We start from the raw sequence: 19,753 nt of genomic DNA, 5'->3' as shown, positions 1-19,753 counted from the left end.
AAAAAAGCCGTTAGCCCGGGTTGGCGCTAACGACTTGAAGTGATTATTTGTCTTGAGGAGCTTGGGCGTCACTGTTGACTTGCGCCTGTGCCGGTTGCGTGACCCGGTGGGGCCGCATGTTGAAGATGACGTTTAAGATGACCGCGGAGAAACTCCCGATGACCACACCATTGTTCATGATGATTTGGACGGTTTGGGGCAGGTCTTGGAAGATTTGTGGGTAGACGGTCACGCCGAGACCCAGACCAATGGAGATGGCGGAGACCAGCAGGTTGTTGTTGTCCTTAAAGTCGACTTGTTGGAGCATCCGGATCCCTTGGACCCCGACCATCCCGAACATGACGATCATGGCACCACCTAAGACGGGGTCGGGGATGACCGTAGCCAGCGCGCCAATCTTAGGTAAGAGGCCTAAAATCAGCAAGAAGAGGGCGGAAAAGTAAATCGGCTTACGGGTCTTGATACCAGAAAGTTGAACCACGCCGACGTTTTCGGAGAAGGTCGAGTACGGGAAGGTGTTGAAGAGGCCACCTAAGATGACGGCAATCCCTTCGGCGCGGTACCCGCGTTTTAAGTCGTCTTCCTCAATCTTACGGCCGGTGAATTCACCTAAGGCGAAGAAGACCCCGGTCGATTCGACCATGGTGGTCAAGGAGACCAGAATCATGGTGACGATAGACGACCATTCGAACTTGGGCGTTCCAAAGTAGAAGAATTGTGGGAGGTGTAACCAACTGGCTTGACCAACTGAACTTAAGGAGACCATGCCCATCCAACCGGCAATCAGGGTCCCGAGTAAGATTCCGAGTAAGATGGAAAGGGACTTTAGAAAGCCCTTAGCAAAGGCGTTCAGTCCCAAAATGATGGCCATCGTCAGAAAGCCGATCAACAGAAACTTCACATCGCCAAAGTCTTTGGCCGTAGCACTTCCGCCACCAAGGTCTTCGAACCCAACGGGAATCAAGGTGAACCCGATGATGGTAATCAACGACCCCGTGACGACCGGCGGGAAAAGTTTCTTGATTTTCGAGAACCACCCGGCAATCAGAAAGACGAAGATGCCGGCCCCGATGATGGCCCCGTACATGGTACCAACACCGTAATTTTTCCCAATGGCACTCAAGGGAGTGACGGCTTGGACCGCACACCCTAAGACGACGGGCAGCGCAATCCCGGTCAATGGGGTGCGCTTGAGTTGTAGGAGCGTTGCCACCCCACACATGAAGATGTCCGCACTGATCAGATAGGCCATCTGAGCGGCCGTAAAATGTAATGCACCCCCGATTAATAGGGGAACCAGGACGTCACCGGAATACATGGCTAATAAATGCTGAAATCCAAGAATCATGGCTTGCCAAGTCGAGGTTTCCTGACTTGACTTCTTCGGTGTAGATACTGGTGTTGCGGACTTCGTGGACTGCAAAGAAACTTCCTCCTTACGGCAATTGCCTAGCGTGATAAGGGGGAAGTTCATGAAAACAAAAAGACACCCTTTGCAAAAAGAGCGTCTTGAAAGTTCTGCCGACGAACACTTTTCATCGGCAAAAAGAGTTCGGGGCCTCAATTTGCTTATAGTCTAGAATTTACGGTTCTAGGTAGAAACTTGCCACCCTTATCATGGCATTATATAGGCAATTACATGTTTTAATTAGAATAGTGACTACTCTAACACGAAGTTATGAAAAAAACAATACAGTTTCATTTATGAATGCGGTGCCATAAACGACGACAAATACCGCTAAACCATTCCAATAGCGGTCCCCAGTCGGCGATGCCGCCGGAGGAACTGTATTTTTTGGGGTGAACGTCCACCCCCGGGTGATAGTAGCCGTCTGGTTTTTTTGAGTTAGGTGTCATGGTCTTGGCCTCCCTTACTCAAATTTTAACGCATTTGCGGTACAATATGGATACCATTTGATGAGAAGGGAAGCTAACTATGAAGAAAATTTTAGCCATCCATACCGGAGGCACGATTTCGATGTCGCAAAATAGTCGTGGTGAGGTGGTGCCCAACGCCAAGAACCCGATTGCCCAGGAAGCCACTATCCTAGAGGGGCGCGTTCAACTGATTACGGACGAGCTGTTCAACCTGCCATCGCCGCACATGACCCCAACGCAGATGTTGCAGGTCAAGCAGCGCATCGTGAAAGCCGAAGCGGCGGGCATCGACGGGGTGGTCATCACCCACGGGACCGATACTCTGGAAGAAACGGCCTACTTCTTGGACCTGACCTTGCCGAGCAAGATTCCGGTCGTGGTGACCGGCGCTATGCGCTCGTCTAACGAGATTGGCTCCGACGGGGTACATAATTTCCGCTCCGCCATTCAGGTCGCCGCGGCCGACGAGTCGCAGGGCAAGGGGGTGTTGGTCGTGATGAACGATGAGATTCATACGGCTCGTTACGTCACCAAAACTCATACCACCAACGTGGCAACGTTTCGGACCCCGACCTTTGGCCCCATCGGGTTGGTGGTCAAGGACCGGCCAACTTACTTTCAACAATTGATTCACCAGGGGGTCTGCGACCTAGATCACGTGGTCGACCACGTTTACTTATTGAAGGCCTTTGCGGGGATGGATGGCACTTTGTTCGACGCGCTGAACAACGACCAAACGGCCGGTTTAGTTGTGGAAGGCTTGGGAGTGGGAAACTTACCCCCACAGACTTTACCGGCAGTTCAACGCCTGTTAGATCGTCATATTCCAATCGTGTTGGTCTCGCGGTTTTACAACGGGGTAGCTGAAGATATTTACGATTACCAGGGCGGTGGCATCGAGTTGCGGAAGATGGGGCTGATGCTCTGCCAGGGTTTGAACGGTCAAAAGGCCCGCATCAAGTTGTTGGTCGGACTTAGTGCCGGATTACCACAGGACGCGTTGCAAGAATTTTTAAAGACAGCCGTATCTTAGTCTCAAAAACGGTCATGACAAGCTATTTTGGACAATATATGGTAGAATTTTCAAAATAGCAGAAATAAAGGGGGCCGTTTAAAATGAATTCGATTGTTAATGATTTAAACCGGGCGCTCGCCCAACGGCTCTTGGTCAATGTTTATCAGACCAATCAGGACGTTGTCTATACCGGCTACGTCACCGTAGTGTCTAAGCAGGGGATTATCCTGGCCACCTATGATGATTATGGGTTGCCGGACGGCGCCGTGTTCTTGGCCTTAGAGGTCATTGACGAGGTCGAGTTTTCCAGTGACGATTTGGACAACATGGCATTTCGAATCAAAACCGCTCGAGACGAGCAGTTCGTACAGTCTGAAGGCCTGACCATGCAGTTCGATAGTCAACGGGATCTTCGGCGGCAAGTGCTGAGCCACGCTTGGGTCGACCGGTTAGTGGTGATGTTGGTGTTGACCAACGATACCCACTTTTATGAGGGCCTGGTGACCGGTGTGACGGCAGACCAGGTGACCGTGCAAATCTTAAATAAATTTGATTATACTGACCGACCGCAACGGAATTTGTCTCCGGACGACATTGAAGTCATCGAATTTCAGGGACAAGAGTTGTCATTGCAGAGTTTAGCCGCGCCACGGTTACAACAGTTGACGCACGTCGCTCCGGTGACGCTCACGGCACCACAGGCGATGCGACAGCAATTGGACCAGTTGGCGGGGAAGAACGCGTTGATTGCCCTCGTGCCCGACCACGACCGGGACTTGTTTTTCGTGGGCCGGGTCAACACGGTCACATCCAACGCGGTCATCTTGAACCTAGTGGACATGACCGGCCAGTTCGGCGGGTATACGGTGATGCGGTTGCGTGAGTTGCACGCAGTGGTCCTCAAATCGGATTACCTGCAAACCATGCGTTTATTTACGTTATTGAACCGGGCGAACCAGCACCGGTTGCAACCCGTATTGAACGATGAGCGGTTGTTTGATGCCACGGTCGACCAGTTCAAGGCCCGCTTGATGCAGGCCGCGACTTTCCATACCGTGATTCGCTTGAAGATGCACGATGGGCAGACCCTTCTAGGCTATCCCAGTCAGGTGGGGGCTCAACGGACCATTTTCCACGAAATCGAAGAAGGTCAGTTGGATCAAGTAGGACAAGTTTACCAAATCAACGCGATTGATGAACTCGCCTTCGGGTACTTGGATGCCTATTTGACTGAGCGGCAGTTGAAGGTTGAAGGCGACCTCTGATGGGAGTAAAGGAGTGAGCATGATGCGGTTTAAAAGTTGGCCACGATGGCTGCGGGATACCTGTAGCGTTGTGGGGGCGATGTCTTTGGTCTTGATTGGATATGACCTGTTCGTGGCGACGCACGTCGTATGGTGGCAAGTGCCATTACAGATCATCGTGGCCTTTATTGCCGTGGGCTTGTGGAGTCGGTATAGTTACCAGCGCCAGGCTGCACAACAAAAGAAGGCCCAACTGGCCCAACAACAGGCCGAACTAGCCGCTCAACAGCGGTTAGCGGGTCAACAACAAGCCCGAGCGACGCGGGAACGCAACCGCCAACGCAATCAGCAGCATCGGCAAGTTCAGGAAAGGACGCAACATGACGACTAAGCTACAATTTTGCCCTCACTGCGGGGCGCCGGTGACGGACTAAGACACGACTTGTCCGCAGTGTCACACGGACTTACAGGCCTTCCGTGCGCCCAGTGCGGCACCAGACGACCAGAAGTTGAACCTCAACGCGTTGTACGCCAACCCTTATAAAGAGGGCATGAAGCGGCTCAAACGGCGAGGAAAGGCTGAAACCGCCCCTAAACGGAGGTGGCATTGGCCCTGGTCAAAGAGGTGAGTAAATTGGCAAAGTTTCAAGTGATTCAAGGCGATATCACGCAAAGTCACGCGGATGCCATCGTCAATGCGGCCAACACCACGTTATTGGGTGGCGGTGGTGTCGACGGGGCGATTCACCGTGCGGCGGGGCCCAAGCTCCTAGCGGCTTGTATTCCGTTGAATGAATGCGCCACGGGTGAAGCCAAGGTGACCCCCGGATTCGACTTAGCGGCCAAGTGGGTCATCCACACGCCGGGACCGGTATGGCACGGCGGCATGAACGGGGAAGCCGACCTGCTGGCAAACTCGTACCGCAATAGTCTCGAGTTGGCGGCCCAAAAGGGGTGTCAGACAATCGACTTTCCGTCGATCAGTACTGGTGTCTACGGCTATCCGTTAACGCAAGCAGCGGCAGTGGCTGTCAAGGTGATTGGCACCTGGTTAGCGGCTCACCCCAAAGCAACGGTGCGGTTGGTGGCCTTCGATGCCACCACGGCAGCGGCCTATTCGGCGGCTTGGACGGCCCAATACCCGGTGCACTAAAGGAAAAGAGACGAAAAACGGCTCTTTGTCAGCCGGTGTTGATGAGGCGTGTTACTGGAATCCAATTCATTTTCGAATTGGGTTCCTTTTCTTTATTCTGATTTTAAATTCGATTTGAATGCGGTAAATAAAATATTACCAATTACGATAACCATATGCCGTTCGTTTAATCTGTTTGATTTTGCGATTAATTCCTTTAATTGGGCCATTTGAAAATGAAGAGTTATGTTGCATTATTTTTGTTTTTGTCAGTTGTTTATGTTTGGCTAAATTGTTGACCGGTGGAGGCGGTTGATGCTGGTTATTCACAAAAGAAAAGAGGGAATTTGCCATTTGCTCCATGTTCCTGTATGGTGTACTAAGTATTTGTTAATCAAATGTATTTACATAGTGGGGAAGTCTTTTGAAAAAATTGTTCTTTTTAGTTCTATACTCGGGGTAGGATTATTTTTGGTAGTGCAGGAGTCGTTAATGTTTCAGCAAATTCTACAACGAGTCAAATATCTGATAATGTAAACACATCAGTGGGATCAAATTCGGATACGGATGTTGATGGATCAGAGACCAATAATGATTCGTCAGTTCAATACAACGTGGGCACTGTTGAAGATGCTATTGAAGAGGCACAAAATTCCAATGAGAGTGTATATTCTGATCCTTCGGGTATTATGCTGTTTTCTTCTGCTCATTTGAACAGCCTTGCAGCTTACAAAAAAGCGGGTTATAAGCATATCACATACAGTAAATGGACGGGTACTCACAATTTTGCAAGTACCAGGGCTAGCCGAATGGCAACATGGGCAATTGAACAGTTGGCAGGTTTTATTCCAGGTTGGCAAGCGAAGACGGTACTAGGTATATATGATGCTGTGCAAGCCTTTGGGTCACAGAAAGCTGAGGTCTGGCCAACTTATAATTTGCGCTTAATTTCGGCAACTGCACCGCGTGGAAATCGCGCTATTATTGGGCAAGCATCTGTAGTGAAATATTATTCAAATAGTAAGCGTACGCATTTAAAGAAAACTATTCATAGAACTAACTGGGTAGGGTAAAGGGGTAATATGAGAACTGATACTATTTTCTCGATAATCTACTTTGCATTATTTACTGTTTTTTACTTTATTGGGATATCAAAATTTTTTGTAATTGTCTATTTGATTTTTGGAATTGTGGGTTTCATATACTTTGATAACTATGAAAAAAAGAAACGAAGAAAATAGAGGTATGGGGGATATACTCCTCTTTGGGTAGACAAGCAAATAATCAAAGCTTGCCTACCTAAAGAGGAGTTTTTCTATGGGTAAAAAAGGTTCCCGCTATACAATTGAAAAGAAGTTATTTTACATTGGTCTAGTTGTTCAAGGAATGGCTCCTTATGCCATTCAAAGGCAATATGGAATTGCACATAGTCAAGTAAGCCAATGGGTAAAAAATTATAAACTACGAGGAATCAACGGCCTACGGCCTCGATCCATGAGAAAGTATCCAAGCAATTTAAAATAGTTCTAGAGTACCTAGAAGGACACACTTCTTATCCTCGATTGTGCACCAAATATAATATTCCTAACGTTAGCACTATCTATCAATGGGTTCATCAGTATACTAGTGGTAAGCAACTCACTACTAAGAGCGTGAAACCAGTGAAAAATGGTCGAAAAACAACACAGCTGGAACGTGTAGAAATTGTTCAATGGATTATAGCAAACGAGATGGATTACTCGCGGGCTATGAGCAAGTACGATGTATCTATGGTCAAGTTTACTCGTGGACTCGTAAGTTTAAGCAAGGTGGACCTGAGGCTCTTGCCGATCGTCGTGGTAAAAGAAAGACTATACATGACCAGCTTACAGATGACGAGAAGCGTGACCTGGAGGTCAAGCTTCTAAAGGCTCGAATTGAACATTTATCGACAGAGAATGCAATACTAAAAAAGCTCCAAGAATTGGAAAGGTTGGATGCCACTCACAACAAATCTACAAAACAATCCAAACGTTAGCGACTACGATTAATCCTGATACGAATCGAGTTTACGGAATTAGTTTTATGTGTCGTTTTATGAAAGTCTCACGCGCTGCGTACTATAGATACATCGAACCCCGAGTAAACGTGCTTTGGAAAATAAAGAAATATTGAAGTATGTTAAAGCTATCGAAGAGAAAAACAAGTACACCCTTGGTGTAAAAAGATTAATGATGAACCTTCATTACGATACAGCATATCGAACTAGTGCTGGAAAAATGCGACGAATCATGCATGACAATGGCATCGTAGCTTCAATTCGTGTAGCAAAATGTGATCGAAAAGCCCAGCATAAAGAGCACATCAGCAATAACCTACTCCTTACAGACAAAGGACATAATTTTAAACCAGACGAGCCGAACCAAGTCTGGGTAACTGATTGTACAGAGTTACATTTTGGTTGGAAATTCGGTGAACATCTGAGACTTAGTGCGATTAAAGGCCTAAACGACCATAGTATCATTGCTTGGGACATTGAAGAGACTGAGACAGCCGAGTTAGTGACTCGAACGTTTGATAAGGCATTAGCAATAAGCAATGGTGTAAAACCAACGGTTTTACACTCAGATCAAGGATCAAGCTATACATCTGGGGTATTTAACGACCATCTAGCTAGCAATGGGGTTAAGCACAGTATGTCACGTCCAGGAACTCCGGGGGATAACAGTCCTATGGAAAGCTTCTGGAGTCATATGAAAACAGAGTTTTTCAATTTTCACCATGCATTAAATCGAGAAGAAATGGTTCAACTTATCGAAAAATGTATCAATTGGTATAACTACAAACGCCGTCAAGAAACACTAAATGGCATGACCCCGAAAGAATTTCGGAATCATGCCATTCTAAAAACTGCATAGCTATTTTAATTATTTGAACTGTCTACTTGACTCGGAGCAGTCCCTTTTGTCCATCAACACCAAATATCATAGAGCCGTAATTATTTACCAAAGAAATGTATTTTGATAAAAATACCGACTGATATAGCAAGAACCAATAATAATGTTGCCTTGAAATCTGTCATAAATCTAAATATTAAAAACAAAAGCAGCCCAACTACCAAAATTAAATATAAAAACTCAATAATTTTTTCCATGTATCCCATTTTACACTAAGACCAACGGCTGTGGCAATAATTGTTGCTGCTGTGTTAGCAATCCCCTTAGGAACACCACATGCTTTTAATCCTTTGGCAATTGCACTCTCCAAAGCTGCTCCAGTTGCCACACCGATAGTATTATTCCAGATATGCAAAAACTTAGCTTGGCTAACTTTTTTACCGATTAATTTTGCGACTTTCTTGTACACAATCTTAGGTAATGTCTTAGAAACATACACTTTTCCATATTTAGCAGCTAACCGTGCCATTAATCCTAATGCTGCTTTAGACTGAAAGCGAGGTGTTGTTATAGTTGCAGGTGCACTTTGCGATACCTCAGCTTTTAATTCGTCCCGAGGTTTAGCCGAATAGATACTAACTACATTTTCTTGATTTGTCGTTAAATTATCCATGTCATATGTATCAATAAGATTACCTAATTGATCTGAGTTCATACTTTGATAATCAATCTTTGTAACAGATGAAATTCCTTCTGCATCTGCAAAAGCAGATATAGAGGGAACAGCAACACCGCCTAAAGTCATAACTGTTAATGTCAATGGATTTTGGCCATCAACACCAAATATCATGGCGCCCGAAAAAACGAGTCTGAGGAATTTTCCTCAGACTCGTTTGGTTTCTGAACGTTCTAATCGAGATCACTTTAACTGGGACGCTTAGCGATGAAGTTTTGCAAAGCATTCTGTTCATCATGGTTAGGTTGCAGTTCACCGGTCTTGATGGCGTGAAACTTCTCGACCGTCAGGCGGGAACCATAGGCCATCTCGCCGTCGGTCTTATCGTATTTCTTTTGGTAGGCGATGATAGCTTCAGCCAGACTACTTAATTCTTGACTCATTCATAATCCCTCCAAATGATAATCCACTTACTGCACACCTTCATTATACTAAAATTTTGTGAAAGCGGCTTAATAAGTCTCTTAAGTCCGAAAAGTTTTATCAAAGACTTGCTGAATCCTGAAAAATTGCGTAAACTAAGACTCAATATGACAAAACTTGTTACGCTTAAGTTTTAAATTGTTAACGGCTTTTCGTTTGGTTGTCATCGTTTTGTGACATTAACGCGCTATGGTAAAGGGGAATGTTAATGAACCCGCTATGGGGCCAAATGGGGGACCACAATGAACTTAAAACGAGTTATTACCGGGTTGGGGGTGGCCATTGTGATGCTAGCAATCGTCAGTGGCCTATCCTGGTTCTTGACCGGAAGAGGGTCGTTACAGGCCCACTCTCAACCCATGGATCACCCGCCAATGGTGCGGGAAGTCCCGCAACAACGCGCGGACTAATGGGAACCGGAGGATTTTTCCGGTAAGGTCTTCACTAATTCACGGTAATCGTGATGATTACAATGACTACAAGTAACTTGTAGTCTATCAAGCAGGGAAGCAGGCCAACTTCGGTTGGCCTGCTTCTTTTTTCGTCAAAAAAAGTCTAGGAGTGAATTCCCAGACTTAAGGGTTGGTTTAAAAATGGGGCCACTCACTGTGGTTGCGCCGTACATCGGTACTCAACCCAAAGAAGAAGACCAAAAAGGCCAATACTGCTAGCGCGACCACCGTCGTCCAGGTCCAGGTCCGTGTGTAGGCATAAGCAAAGACGCCGAACCCCAGGGTGCTCAGTCCAATGATAATCAACCGTAGGAGTAATGAGCGGTCGTGAAGAAAGGCCACGGCTAATGCTAAGACTACGGCACCACCGAACATATTATCGGCACCCACTAGAGACCCGGGTTGGCTGATCAGTGCGTAACCTTCGATGATGAGTCCTAAAATCAGGGCCAAATAACCGAAGAACTCCAGAAATGACAACTGTCGAATGCTTTTCATTCTCCTCACCACTTTCTTCACTCTGTAGGTCCATTATAAGGCAACGGCGGGGTTGTGAAAAATTCGCTGCTTAAAACGTTAGCTTGACCAAGGTTGGTGGTCTAACGTCATTTGCAAAATTAGAGGTTGTCCCAACTGCTCTTTTTGAAGGTGGTTAAAAGCTGAGAGGGGTTGCCTGGCGTCGTGACCCGCCCAATCTCAGAATGCCCTTCGTTTAGGGTAAGCCGATAAAGAGACCAATCTGAACTAAAAGCAGACTAGCGCCGAAGATGACCCAGTCCCGGGTTCGTAACGGGACGTTGATGGCGTAGGTCCGTGGGGCCCACTCGACGAATCCATGGGACATCATGGCACTGGCTAGTTGGTCCGACCAGTTCATGGCGGTCAAGATGACTTTGAAGTATAACTGTGGTGACCAGAAGTGCAGGACTTGGCCGCGCATCATGGCGGCCGCGTGCACCGTAGCGACTTCGGCTTTGATTTTAGGGAATAGGTTGAACGCTGCAAGGAACCCGTAGGCAAATTTAGCGGGCAACTTGGCGTTTTGTTCCAGCGATCGGGTCAGTTCGAGGGGCACCGTGGTCTGGGTAAAGGTGGCGCCTAGGTAGACGTATACGAACATCCGGGTGAACAGTACGATTAAGAAGTGTGGGGTGGCGTTTCCCCGTAACATCAGTGACCAAATCAATGCGCTGGCGAAGAAGAGCGGGACCACGGTCAGCCATACCAGGGTCCGGATGTGGATGCGGTTCAGTCCTAAAATCACTAGGCTGATCACGATGAGGGCGACGTTGACGGTCCAGACCTGCGTGAATGAGATCTCCAATGCAATCAGTACCACTAAGGCCAATTTTAAACTGGGATTCATGCCGTCACCCCCTGATAGGTCAATTGTTGATGGGCCAGGTCTAAGTGGTAATCAACGTACGGACTAAGACCGCCCAATTGATGACTGATGATGATTAGTGTGAGGTCGAGGTCCCGTTGCGTTGTGGTCAATAACGTTAGAGCTGCCTGAATCGAGTTGAGATCGAGGCCCTTGAAGGGTTCGTCCAGTAAGAGGACCTCGGGGGCCATCATCAGCATGCACAGGAGCTGCAACTTTTTTTGCTGGCCGCTACTCAACGAATAAATGATTTGCTCATCGCGCCCACTCAAGTCGAGTTGGGCGAGGGCGGCTTGAATCCGGTCCGGCGTGAAGTAGGTCGCGTTACCGTAACGTTGCGATAAGGCCAGTTCTTCGGCGACCGTGACGTTTAAAAACTGGGCCGTCGCAGATTGGAACATCAGACTGACGTGCCGGGCGTAGGTCCGCCGTCGAATTCGCTGGATATCGCGCCCCTGGTAGGTGATGGTGCCTTGATAGCGGCCCAAACGAACCAGCGAGCGGAAAAACGTCGACTTGCCACTGCCGTTAGGCCCGGTGATCAGTGTGGTCTTGTGAGTCAATAATGGTAAGTCCTCCGGTAAAATCAACGTGCGGTCGTTTTGGCTGAGACCAAACCCTTTGGCTTCAAAACAACTCTTATCTTGGGCCGTGGGCAATTGGACGTGCGTGAGTTGTAATCTTTCTGGTGTGAAGGCGGCTAAGCGCGCCTGGGTAGCCGCGACTGACAAGGTGGTGACTTGACCGGCGTGTAACACAGTCAGGTGGTCGATCCACTGGGCGTAGCCACTCAAATCATGATCGGCCAAAATAATGGTCTTGCCCTGGTCGCGACATAACTTGACCAGCCGGTCCAATAACGTTTGGCGGGTCGCTGGGTCAATACTAGCGAAGGGCTCGTCGAGTAAGATGACGTCGCTGTCCATCGCGACGATGATGGCTAAGGCGACCTTTTGCTGTTCCCCACCGGAGAGTTGCATCAAATTCCGGTCACGCAAGTCGGTGATGCCCACGAAAGCCAGGGCTGCATCGATTTTACCTGGCATAGCGGCCGGGGAGACTTGCTGGTTTTCTAAGGCAAAGCGTAACTCGTTTGTAACGGTGTCCATGGTGAACTGCGTGCTGGGCTCTTGAAAGAGCAACGCCACGGTCTGCGAGCGCTGCTGCGGTGATTGCGCCGCGAGCGGTTGGCCGTTGAAAGTCAACGTGGCGCCCGTGGGTAGCGGCGTCAAGCCCGCGATGAGTCGCAGTAAGGTCGTCTTGCCGCTACCCGAAGGCCCGGTCAAAAGGGAAAAACGGCCGCCTAAAAAGGTGGCCGTTAAGTCCTTCAACACAGGATCTTGGTGGTCGGGTGCGTAAGTGAGATGTTCAATGTTAACGGTAGCCAAACAAAATCCCTCCAGTGTTTAAGCGCGAATGCGTGGAGATAAAACGTGGGCGCGACCTAAGAGGTTGGTGATCAACTTCGTTAAGACGCCGCCAAAGATGAAGACGGACACGAACCGGGTCAGCAACAAGAGCATCATGAAGCCGAATTGATACTTGTTGTATCCACTCCGGAAGAAGTCCCAGCCGAAGGTCACTAACGTGGTGGTCAACGCGCTGAGAACCAGGGTCATCCAGTTATAGCGTTTGTAACCGGTGAACGCAAACCCTAATTCGGCACCGACCCCTTGGACGATACCGGAGATCAAGGTACTGGCACCCCACATACCGCCAAGAAACATTTCAACGATGGACCCCAGTAATTCACCTAACGTGGCGGCACCGGCAATGCGGATGATGAAGCCTGCCAGGGGACCAGCCATGCACCACAGCCCCAAAAGCATATCGTTAGCCATGGGCTGCAGACCGAAGGGGGCTAAAGCGGCGGCTAGAACCGTGTAGACAGGACCGGTGACCCAGAAAATGACCCCCATAAAGATAGCGAGAATGGTGACAAGAATGATATCGCGAACGTGCCATTGTTTCATGTAAAACTCCTCCTCATTTTACCCTTAGGGTCCCCAAAAAATGGGAAGAGCCCCCACTAAATTGATAGTGGGGGCCAAGTTTGCTTGAGTCATTCACCGTCCCTTCGCTGGAATTGTCCAGAGCAGGTTCAATGGGTTTGTTCTCAGCCGAATATGGGCACCCCGCGGATTCAAATTACTATCTAGCGTAACGAGTTTTGAAGAAAAATGCAACCGCTAACGAAAACAATCGTACCTAAGGTTTGACCTATTCAGACGTGCAACCGTGTGGCTGAAAAACAGTGAGGCCCCACAAATGGTCTAGAACAAGTATGGCCTAGACCAGTTTGACGTTAAGGTACTGAATTAGCTTGGGGTTAGATGATTATGGGTAGCACCAATTGAAAACAAGCGACTACTGGCTGGGAATGCTGGTCTCTCGCACTTAGTCATTTGGTCAATTCTAGGATTTATAACCGTAAAGGAGGAGATTGCAACCAAGTTACGGGGCCAACAAGTAGGTTACAGTTTTATCAGAGACAGATTATGACGTGATAAACGTGTTAACTTTGAGTTGGAGTTTGACAGAATTTGGGAAGGAATTCAGCACATGACAATTAGTAAACTAAAATTAAGTACGCTGGCCATTATGGCGACTGTGAGTCTGGGGCTTGGGGTAACGACGACCCAGCCCGCCCACGCGGCGACGTATCGGACGGTCTCGTCGAAATCGCTGACCAAGACGGCTTATCACAAAAAGAGTACCAAGGGGGCCATTTATAATTATGGCCATTCCAAGAAAGTTGCGAACTTGAAGACCTATCCGAATACGACTTGGTACGCAACCAAGCAAGAAACTTGGAAACATAGTAATTCTAAGGGAATCTACTTAAAGGTCAGCAATAAATCCGGTTCCGTTAAGGGCTGGATTTGGCATGGCTATCTAAAGAAGGGGAAAGCACCGTTTGGCTTGAAGTACGCCAGGGGCGCCGTGGCCATGGATACCAGCACCGGGAAGGTCGTTTGGTCCAAGGCGGCCAACACGGCCCGGCCGATTGCCTCCGTCTCCAAGTTAATGACCTTGTATCTGACCCTTAAGAAAGTCCACACTAAGTCGGCGAAGTGGACCGACGTGGTCAAGACCAACAGTAAAGGTCTGATTGCGATGGGCAACGATGCGGCGTGTGGCGGCTTCCGGTTCAAGTCTGGGCACAAGTACACGGTCAAGGAACTCTATTACGCCGCCTACCTGGATTCATCGAACAACGCGGCCATCGCTTTAGGGAAGTGGGTCTCCGGAAGTAACGGCAAGTTCATCAAGAAGATGAACGCTCAGGCCAAGTCCTGGAACTTGAAACACGCGAGCTTCGTCTCCGCGTCTGGCTTGGAAAATAGTGACTTGAAAGTCTTTGGCTATAACTATGGGTCGGCCAACGCCAACAAGGTTTCCCCCAAGGATGTCGCGTTGATTGCGCGGCACCTGATCAAGGATTACCCGCGGGTCGTCAAGGACGGTAAAATCGGCTCGAAGAAGGTCGACGGTCAGTCGTTGTATAACTACAACAACCTCTTGCCCGGCCGGACTTACTACCAGAAGTCGTTGAACGTCGACGGTTTGAAGACTGGGTACACGCCGCTGGCTGGTTACTGCTTCGTTGGTACTGGTCAGAAGAAAGGCAAGCACCGGGTCATCACCGTGGTCCTGCACGACATCAACGAATTTACCGAGACTCGCTCGTTGATGAACCACGCCAACAAGGCTAGCAGCATGAGTGACTAATTCGTTTTTACTTTGTAAAGCTTAACCCTTAACCTAAAAGTGTTCGGTGACCGGAATCCGTTGGGGTTCCCGTTATCCGGACACTTTTTTGCTTGTTAGGTCGCCGTTTGCCCGAGACTTGGTCGTTGCGCGAACAGGCGGAAGTCGGTATGCTAAACCTACTTTGATTAGCGGATAGGGGTTGGCAAAAAGACATGTTACCACGACTTATTGCAACGGATTTAGACGGGACCTTCTTGGACCCCCAAGGGCATTACGACCACCAACAGTTTGCCCATATTTTGGCTCAGTTACACCAGCGCGGTAGCCGGTTCGTGATTGCGACGGGGGACCCGCTAGACCACGCTCAGGCGTTGTTTCGGGACCTACCGGAAGCGGCGTCGTTGACCTACGTAGTCGAAGACGGCGCTTTAATCGTTACAGGAACCGGCGCAATCGTCCAGAAACGCGCGTTGCCCTCCGACTTGGTCGTATCGGCCGTGACGTGGTTGGAAACGGCCCCCGTCATGGCGGATAATTTTTTGATCAGTTGTGGGCAGACGCGTGCGTACACTCGTTTACCGGCCGACAGTGCGCGGTTTCACGCGTCACAAGCGTTTTACCCCCAACTGACTTCGGTTCCTGATTTGACTAAAGTAAACGATGCCATTTTAAAATTAGACGTGACCTGGTTACACGCGGACGTCGCGCCCCAAGTGGCGGCTTTCAACCAGCGATTTTCCGGTCAACTCGTCGCCACGAGTAGCGGTCTCGGTGGGTTGAACGTATCGTTACCGGGAGTCAGTAAGGGGCAAGCCATCCAAACTTTGGCCCAGCGTTGGGGGATACGTGCAGCGGAAGTGGCGGCTTTTGGAGACTCCGGCAACGATTTAGCGATGTTGCAATGGGCCGGGCAGGGCATTGCGGTAGCTAACGCCGCACCAGACATTTTAGCTGCTATCCCGGACCATACCGCTGATCCCAATACCCAACCGGTCGTGTTAGACCAGCTTGAAGCTTGGTTAGCATCGGCTGGTGACTTGAGTTAGCGACTGGTCAAACTCAGCGCTGAATGGGGCCTGGCCATCAAAAAGGCGGTACGATCAACGTCTGATAGGGGGGATGGCGGATGCACAAAACGATGTGGCGTTGTGGCCATTGGGTCATGGCACGTGATTATCAATGGCGCCGATTGAACCAGGTCATGGCGCTTAACCAGGCGTTACGGGTAGTCTTCCCGTTGATTTTACTGGGCAGTTTGGCCGATTTAGTCATCCGGGGGTGGCTGACCCCCACGGGATACTACTACCAGACTTTGCATGTGGAGAATTGGTGCCCCCAACGGGCTCGCTTAGAGCAGGGTCTGTTACTGCTTCAAAATGGTGCGGTTGGCCTGGCTAGTTTGGGCTTAGCCATCGTCGTGAGTTTTTATTTAGTGCGACAAGTCACCCGCAGCACCGATGACCAACTGACCGCGGGACTCTTAGCTGGCCTGACATTACAGTTGGTCAACGTGAACCCGGTGTCGTTACAGCCCCACCACGCCCCGGCTTGGCTAGCCATGAATTTGGGCTGGCACGGCATCTTGGCGGGCCTCGTGGTCGGTCTGTTGGTGGGGAACCTCTATCGCATTGGCGTTAGGATTTGGTCGTCACCGCTAGACGCCACGCTGCGGCCCATCACGCTGGGGAGTTTAGGTGGCCTGGGGGTAGCAACGGTGAGCGGCGGTTGGTTATTGGCGGCCCCGTTTACGGTTCGCGCGGCCTTTAACGCCTGGTTGCGTCTGCCGTTGAGTTTCCCTACTGGCTGGGGACAACTGGCTAGTTTTAGTTTACTTAACGGCGCCATGACTTGGTGCGGTACTTTAGGGGCGTTACCCACGACCAGCGGGCAGATCGTGGCGGCTACACAAAATTTGGCGGCGGTTCTAGGGAGTGCCCACTGGCAGGTGCCCCACGTCTTGACGGTGCAGACCGTGATCCAGACTTACGCTAGCATGGGCGGTCCGGGGATGGCCTTGGCGCTATTATTGGCCATTTTCTTGGTACGGCAAAATGCCGCTCAACGCCGGATTGGCTGGCTGAGTTTAGTCCCCGTATTGGGCAACTTCAACGCGCCGTTATTGGTAGGGTTACCCGTGATATGGCGGCCACTGTTGGGAATCCCTTTGTTATTGGCGCCGCTGGTATGCGTTTCAATTAGTAGTCTCGCGTTAGCTTTTCACTGGGTCCCCGCTACGGCCTACCCCTTAGCGGTGAGCACGCCGGGCCCGTTTTTGAGCTTTCTGGGGAGTGGGGGCAGTCTACGGGCGTTACTGTTAGCCATCGTAAATTTGGCCCTAGCCACGGCGATTTATTACCCATTTGTGAAGGGGGACGCCGCGGTTGACCGGCGGCTGGCGGAGGAGGCGAAACGCGATGCGACATCTGACGAGTTGGCGTAGTTTTGGGCTGATTATTGGGCTCGTTGTCTTACTGGGGGTACCCGGCTTACTGTGGCGTTCCCATCAAGTGGCAGTGGTGCGGGCAACCTACAAGAGTCCCGTGGCGCCGGTGATCTTAGTACCAGGGTCTAGTGCCACGCAGAATCGATTCAATGCGCTGGTTAAGGAACTCAACGGCCAAACTAAAACGCAGCATAGCCTCCTGCGTGTGGAAGTCAAAACCAACGGCCATTTGGTTTACAACGGGGCTATCCGGCACGGTGACAAGCGGCCCTTTATCGTGATTGGCTTTCAAAACCATCACGATGGCGCAGTCAATATTCGGAAGCAGGCACGCTGGTTTGCTATCGCCTTTCGTGCGCTCCAACGGACCTACCACTTCAACCATTTTTCGGCCATGGGACACTCGAACGGGGGGCTGGTGTTGACGTTATTCTTGGAGAATGACTTGGCGGCGACCGGGGCTACGGCCGACCGGTTGATGACCATTGCCGCGCCCTTTAATTTGGAACAGGCCAGTGCGACTGTGGAGACGCCCCTCTTCAAACAGTTGGTCGCAGGCCGCGACCGTCTGGCAACGAGTTTGATCGTTTATTCAATCGCCGGGAGCAAGTCCTATACCGGAGACGGTATTGTTCCGTTTGCCAGTGTGAACCGGGGCAAGTACATCTTTCAAAAACGAGTCCGTAGCTTCACCCAGATTATCGTCAGTGGGGCCAATGCCAACCACGCCCATTTACCAGAGAACCGCCAGATCGTGCGGTTGATTCGTCAGGACTTGTTGGTCTGATAGTTTAATTTTGACCCATGAACGGGTAAACTGGACCTAACTGGAGGTTACGACAAACTATGATAAAAATGATTGCACTGGATTTGGACGAAACGTTACTGAACACCGATAAAACTATTAGTGAGGAGAACGCTGCGGCCTTACGAAAGCTACACCAAGCCGGCATCAAGGTCGTCCTCTGCACGGGTCGGCCCATCAACGCCATCTGGGGTTACCTCGAACAATTGGGACTGACCACTTCTGAAGATTACACCATCACCTTTAACGGGGCGCTGGTGGTCAATAACGCGACCAAGGAGACCTTGGCGCAGAGCGGCATGAAACGGCAAGACTTAGAACTCTTGCACGCTTTTGCGGCGAAGAACGGTTACCCGTTGGACGTGCTCGACTTCGACCAGGTCTATCCGATTGCCGATTTGACACCCTCCGTTTACCAGCAGATGCTAAAGGCACCGATGACTTTTACCAAGACGGCCTTTGCCGAGTTGCCGGATCACTTGTACAGTAAAGCAGTCATGGCCACCGATGCGTTGATTTTAGACCAGGTCGTCGATCACTTGACCCCCGTCATGAAACAACATTATCACGTGGTACGCTCCCAACCTAAGATCTTGGAATTTTTGGCTGCTGGCATGGATAAAGCCGTCGGGTTAGGGCAGTTATTGACCCACTTTGGTTGGACTTTTAACGAACTGATGGCCTTCGGGGATGCTGAAAATGATCTTGGGATGATCAAAGCCGCTGGGGACGGCGTAGCCATGTTAAACGGGCAATCTGGCGTGAAGGCGGTAGCCAATCACCAGACCCCCTGGGACAATAATCATGCTGGAATTGCGGCGTACTTACGGCAAGTTTTCCCGACTAATCTCAAGTGATGAAGCGTCTTAACTGACAGTAGGGCCAACTTATGGCACACTAGAGGCGTAAACTGAGAATTCTAAGGAGGAAATCGGGATGCGTTTATGGGCGAAACTAGGAATGACGGTTTTGGCATTGGGGACCGTGAGTGGGGTACTTACACCGAGTGTGGCTAGTGCCAAGACTAAAGTCACTGGTACCTTTGCCAACCGGGACCTGCAAAGCTACTACAAGAGTGCTAAGGCCAAGAGTGCCTTTCATTTTGAGACGCTAAAGGCTGGTAAGAACAGTAAAAAGACAGCGACCGTGGTCGTCATGGGTGATTTTGGAAGTGTACCCAACGTGAAGTACGGGGCGTTGACGTCTGCTAAATACAGCAAGAACAAGAAGGTTTTGACCATGAAGTACAAGCTGGTCAACTTCAAGACTAAGAATGGGAAGACCACGACGTCACTTGCCAAGAAAGCGTACACGTTCAAGCTGACTAAGAAGTCGACTAATAAGTTCACTGCTAAGTTGACGGGGAAGAAGGCCAACCGGCGTCTTGCCAACAGTGGGACGACTTACAAGTACACCCGGACGAAGACCAACCCTGCTAAGGCTTATGCGAAGAAGTATGTCAAGCCAACCATGTACAAGCAATACTTAAAGGCCTTCAATTCGATCAATGCAACCCAGGCCCAAAAGAAGAAGCTGGCTACACAATACGCGACGCAAGCAACTAACACGATGGTGAAGAACTTTGATTTGAAGAACTAACAAACTGAAAAATTAAATTCGGCTACAATAAAACGGGCTTCCCAAGCATTTG

21 protein-coding genes, 2 pseudogenes and 2 riboswitches are annotated in these 19,753 nt (G+C 49.7%); of the genes and pseudogenes, 14 read left to right on the top strand and 9 right to left on the bottom strand.

What is annotated here, in order from left to right:
* Positions 1-43: 43 nt before the first annotated feature.
* Positions 44-1,348: a nucleobase:cation symporter-2 family protein gene (locus tag H3M12_RS00290; protein WP_225423502.1), complete on the bottom strand. Its 1,305-nt coding sequence runs from the start codon at positions 1,346-1,348 to the stop codon at positions 44-46.
* A gap of 204 nt (positions 1,349-1,552) precedes the next feature.
* A riboswitch (purine riboswitch) is annotated at positions 1,553-1,651 on the bottom strand.
* A 47-nt stretch (positions 1,652-1,698) separates the two neighbouring features.
* Positions 1,699-1,857, bottom strand: coding sequence for a hypothetical protein (locus H3M12_RS00285; RefSeq protein WP_170954948.1), 159 nt, complete (start codon positions 1,855-1,857; stop codon positions 1,699-1,701).
* 79 nt (positions 1,858-1,936) lie between these two features.
* Here H3M12_RS00285 and H3M12_RS00280 point away from each other — a divergent pair, with 79 nt between their 5' ends.
* The 4 genes from H3M12_RS00280 (at position 1,937) to H3M12_RS00265 (ending at position 5,290) form a co-directional block, all read left to right on the top strand.
* Positions 1,937-2,911, top strand: coding sequence for an asparaginase (locus H3M12_RS00280; RefSeq protein WP_182150762.1), 975 nt, complete (start codon positions 1,937-1,939; stop codon positions 2,909-2,911).
* 83 nt (positions 2,912-2,994) lie between these two features.
* Positions 2,995-4,158: a hypothetical protein gene (locus H3M12_RS00275; RefSeq protein ID WP_182150761.1), complete on the top strand. Its 1,164-nt coding sequence runs from the start codon at positions 2,995-2,997 to the stop codon at positions 4,156-4,158.
* A 22-nt stretch (positions 4,159-4,180) separates the two neighbouring features.
* On the top strand, positions 4,181-4,528 hold the full coding sequence (locus H3M12_RS00270) for a hypothetical protein (RefSeq protein ID WP_129032016.1): 348 nt from the start codon (positions 4,181-4,183) through the stop codon (positions 4,526-4,528).
* Positions 4,529-4,771: 243 nt separating this feature from the next.
* Positions 4,772-5,290, top strand: coding sequence for an O-acetyl-ADP-ribose deacetylase (locus tag H3M12_RS00265; RefSeq protein ID WP_129032014.1), 519 nt, complete (start codon positions 4,772-4,774; stop codon positions 5,288-5,290).
* Between the two features lie 66 nt (positions 5,291-5,356).
* Here H3M12_RS00265 and H3M12_RS00260 read toward each other — a convergent pair.
* A pseudogene (locus tag H3M12_RS00260) lies at positions 5,357-5,623 on the bottom strand (transposase).
* Between the two features lie 260 nt (positions 5,624-5,883).
* Between H3M12_RS00260 and H3M12_RS00255 the strand changes: the two are divergent.
* From H3M12_RS00255 to H3M12_RS00245, 3 genes and pseudogenes are all read left to right on the top strand, one after another.
* Positions 5,884-6,342 carry a hypothetical protein gene (locus tag H3M12_RS00255; protein ID WP_129032010.1) on the top strand — a complete coding sequence of 153 codons (459 nt, stop codon included), beginning with the start codon at positions 5,884-5,886 and terminating at the stop codon, positions 6,340-6,342.
* 244 nt (positions 6,343-6,586) lie between these two features.
* Positions 6,587-7,286: pseudogene (locus tag H3M12_RS13100) on the top strand (helix-turn-helix domain-containing protein).
* Between the two features lie 115 nt (positions 7,287-7,401).
* On the top strand, positions 7,402-8,166 hold the full coding sequence (locus tag H3M12_RS00245) for an IS3 family transposase (RefSeq protein ID WP_233449190.1): 765 nt from the start codon (positions 7,402-7,404) through the stop codon (positions 8,164-8,166).
* A 205-nt stretch (positions 8,167-8,371) separates the two neighbouring features.
* Here H3M12_RS00245 and H3M12_RS00240 read toward each other — a convergent pair whose 3' ends face one another.
* On the bottom strand, positions 8,372-8,965 hold the full coding sequence (locus H3M12_RS00240) for a hypothetical protein (RefSeq protein ID WP_129032008.1): 594 nt from the start codon (positions 8,963-8,965) through the stop codon (positions 8,372-8,374).
* Positions 8,966-9,069: 104 nt separating this feature from the next.
* Positions 9,070-9,264: an LBP_cg2779 family protein gene (locus H3M12_RS00235; RefSeq protein ID WP_129032006.1), complete on the bottom strand. Its 195-nt coding sequence runs from the start codon at positions 9,262-9,264 to the stop codon at positions 9,070-9,072.
* Between the two features lie 282 nt (positions 9,265-9,546).
* On the opposite strand from H3M12_RS00235, the gene H3M12_RS00230 reads away from it, so the two are divergent.
* Positions 9,547-9,714: a hypothetical protein gene (locus H3M12_RS00230; RefSeq protein WP_182150759.1), complete on the top strand. Its 168-nt coding sequence runs from the start codon at positions 9,547-9,549 to the stop codon at positions 9,712-9,714.
* 177 nt (positions 9,715-9,891) lie between these two features.
* Here H3M12_RS00230 and H3M12_RS00225 read toward each other — a convergent pair whose 3' ends face one another.
* The 4 genes from H3M12_RS00225 to H3M12_RS00210 all read right to left on the bottom strand — a co-directional run bounded on the left by H3M12_RS00225 (position 9,892) and on the right by H3M12_RS00210 (position 13,113).
* Positions 9,892-10,254, bottom strand: a complete 363-nt coding sequence (locus tag H3M12_RS00225; RefSeq protein ID WP_129032004.1) for a hypothetical protein — start codon at positions 10,252-10,254, stop codon at positions 9,892-9,894.
* A 214-nt stretch (positions 10,255-10,468) separates the two neighbouring features.
* On the bottom strand, positions 10,469-11,122 hold the full coding sequence (locus H3M12_RS00220; protein ID WP_129032002.1) for an energy-coupling factor transporter transmembrane component T family protein: 654 nt from the start codon (positions 11,120-11,122) through the stop codon (positions 10,469-10,471).
* The gene (locus H3M12_RS00215) at positions 11,119-12,528 is read right to left on the bottom strand and encodes an ABC transporter ATP-binding protein (RefSeq protein WP_129032000.1); all 1,410 of its coding nucleotides are present in this window, start codon (positions 12,526-12,528) and stop codon (positions 11,119-11,121) included. The genes H3M12_RS00220 and H3M12_RS00215 overlap by 4 nt, the downstream gene beginning before the upstream one ends.
* A gap of 18 nt (positions 12,529-12,546) precedes the next feature.
* A complete protein-coding gene (locus H3M12_RS00210; protein ID WP_182150758.1) occupies positions 12,547-13,113 on the bottom strand; it encodes an ECF transporter S component in 567 nt (188 codons plus the stop codon).
* 82 nt (positions 13,114-13,195) lie between these two features.
* Positions 13,196-13,288: riboswitch (TPP riboswitch) on the bottom strand.
* 414 nt (positions 13,289-13,702) lie between these two features.
* Between H3M12_RS00210 and H3M12_RS00205 the strand changes: the two genes are divergently transcribed.
* The 6 genes from H3M12_RS00205 (at position 13,703) to H3M12_RS00180 (ending at position 19,701) form a co-directional block, all read left to right on the top strand.
* Positions 13,703-14,872 carry a D-alanyl-D-alanine carboxypeptidase family protein gene (locus H3M12_RS00205; protein WP_182150757.1) on the top strand — a complete coding sequence of 390 codons (1,170 nt, stop codon included), beginning with the start codon at positions 13,703-13,705 and terminating at the stop codon, positions 14,870-14,872.
* 194 nt (positions 14,873-15,066) lie between these two features.
* Positions 15,067-15,900 (top strand): HAD-IIB family hydrolase, encoded by an 834-nt coding sequence (locus tag H3M12_RS00200; RefSeq protein ID WP_129031994.1) that lies wholly within the window; start codon positions 15,067-15,069, stop codon positions 15,898-15,900.
* 80 nt (positions 15,901-15,980) lie between these two features.
* Positions 15,981-17,294 carry a PTS transporter subunit EIIC gene (locus H3M12_RS00195; protein ID WP_182150756.1) on the top strand — a complete coding sequence of 438 codons (1,314 nt, stop codon included), beginning with the start codon at positions 15,981-15,983 and terminating at the stop codon, positions 17,292-17,294.
* A complete protein-coding gene (locus H3M12_RS00190) occupies positions 17,269-18,084 on the top strand; it encodes an alpha/beta hydrolase (RefSeq protein WP_129031990.1) in 816 nt (271 codons plus the stop codon). The genes H3M12_RS00195 and H3M12_RS00190 overlap by 26 nt, the downstream gene beginning before the upstream one ends.
* Positions 18,085-18,143: 59 nt before the next feature.
* Positions 18,144-18,959, top strand: a complete 816-nt coding sequence (locus tag H3M12_RS00185) for a Cof-type HAD-IIB family hydrolase (RefSeq protein WP_129031988.1) — start codon at positions 18,144-18,146, stop codon at positions 18,957-18,959.
* Between the two features lie 79 nt (positions 18,960-19,038).
* The gene (locus tag H3M12_RS00180) at positions 19,039-19,701 is read left to right on the top strand and encodes a hypothetical protein (RefSeq protein WP_129031986.1); all 663 of its coding nucleotides are present in this window, start codon (positions 19,039-19,041) and stop codon (positions 19,699-19,701) included.
* The last annotated feature ends 52 nt before the right edge of the window (positions 19,702-19,753 follow it).

The organism is Levilactobacillus suantsaii (genome assembly GCF_014069315.1).
Lineage (GTDB): Bacteria > Bacillota > Bacilli > Lactobacillales > Lactobacillaceae > Levilactobacillus > Levilactobacillus suantsaii.
Note: the sequence above shows the minus strand (reverse complement) of the source record. Positions and strands in the feature narration are given on the sequence as shown.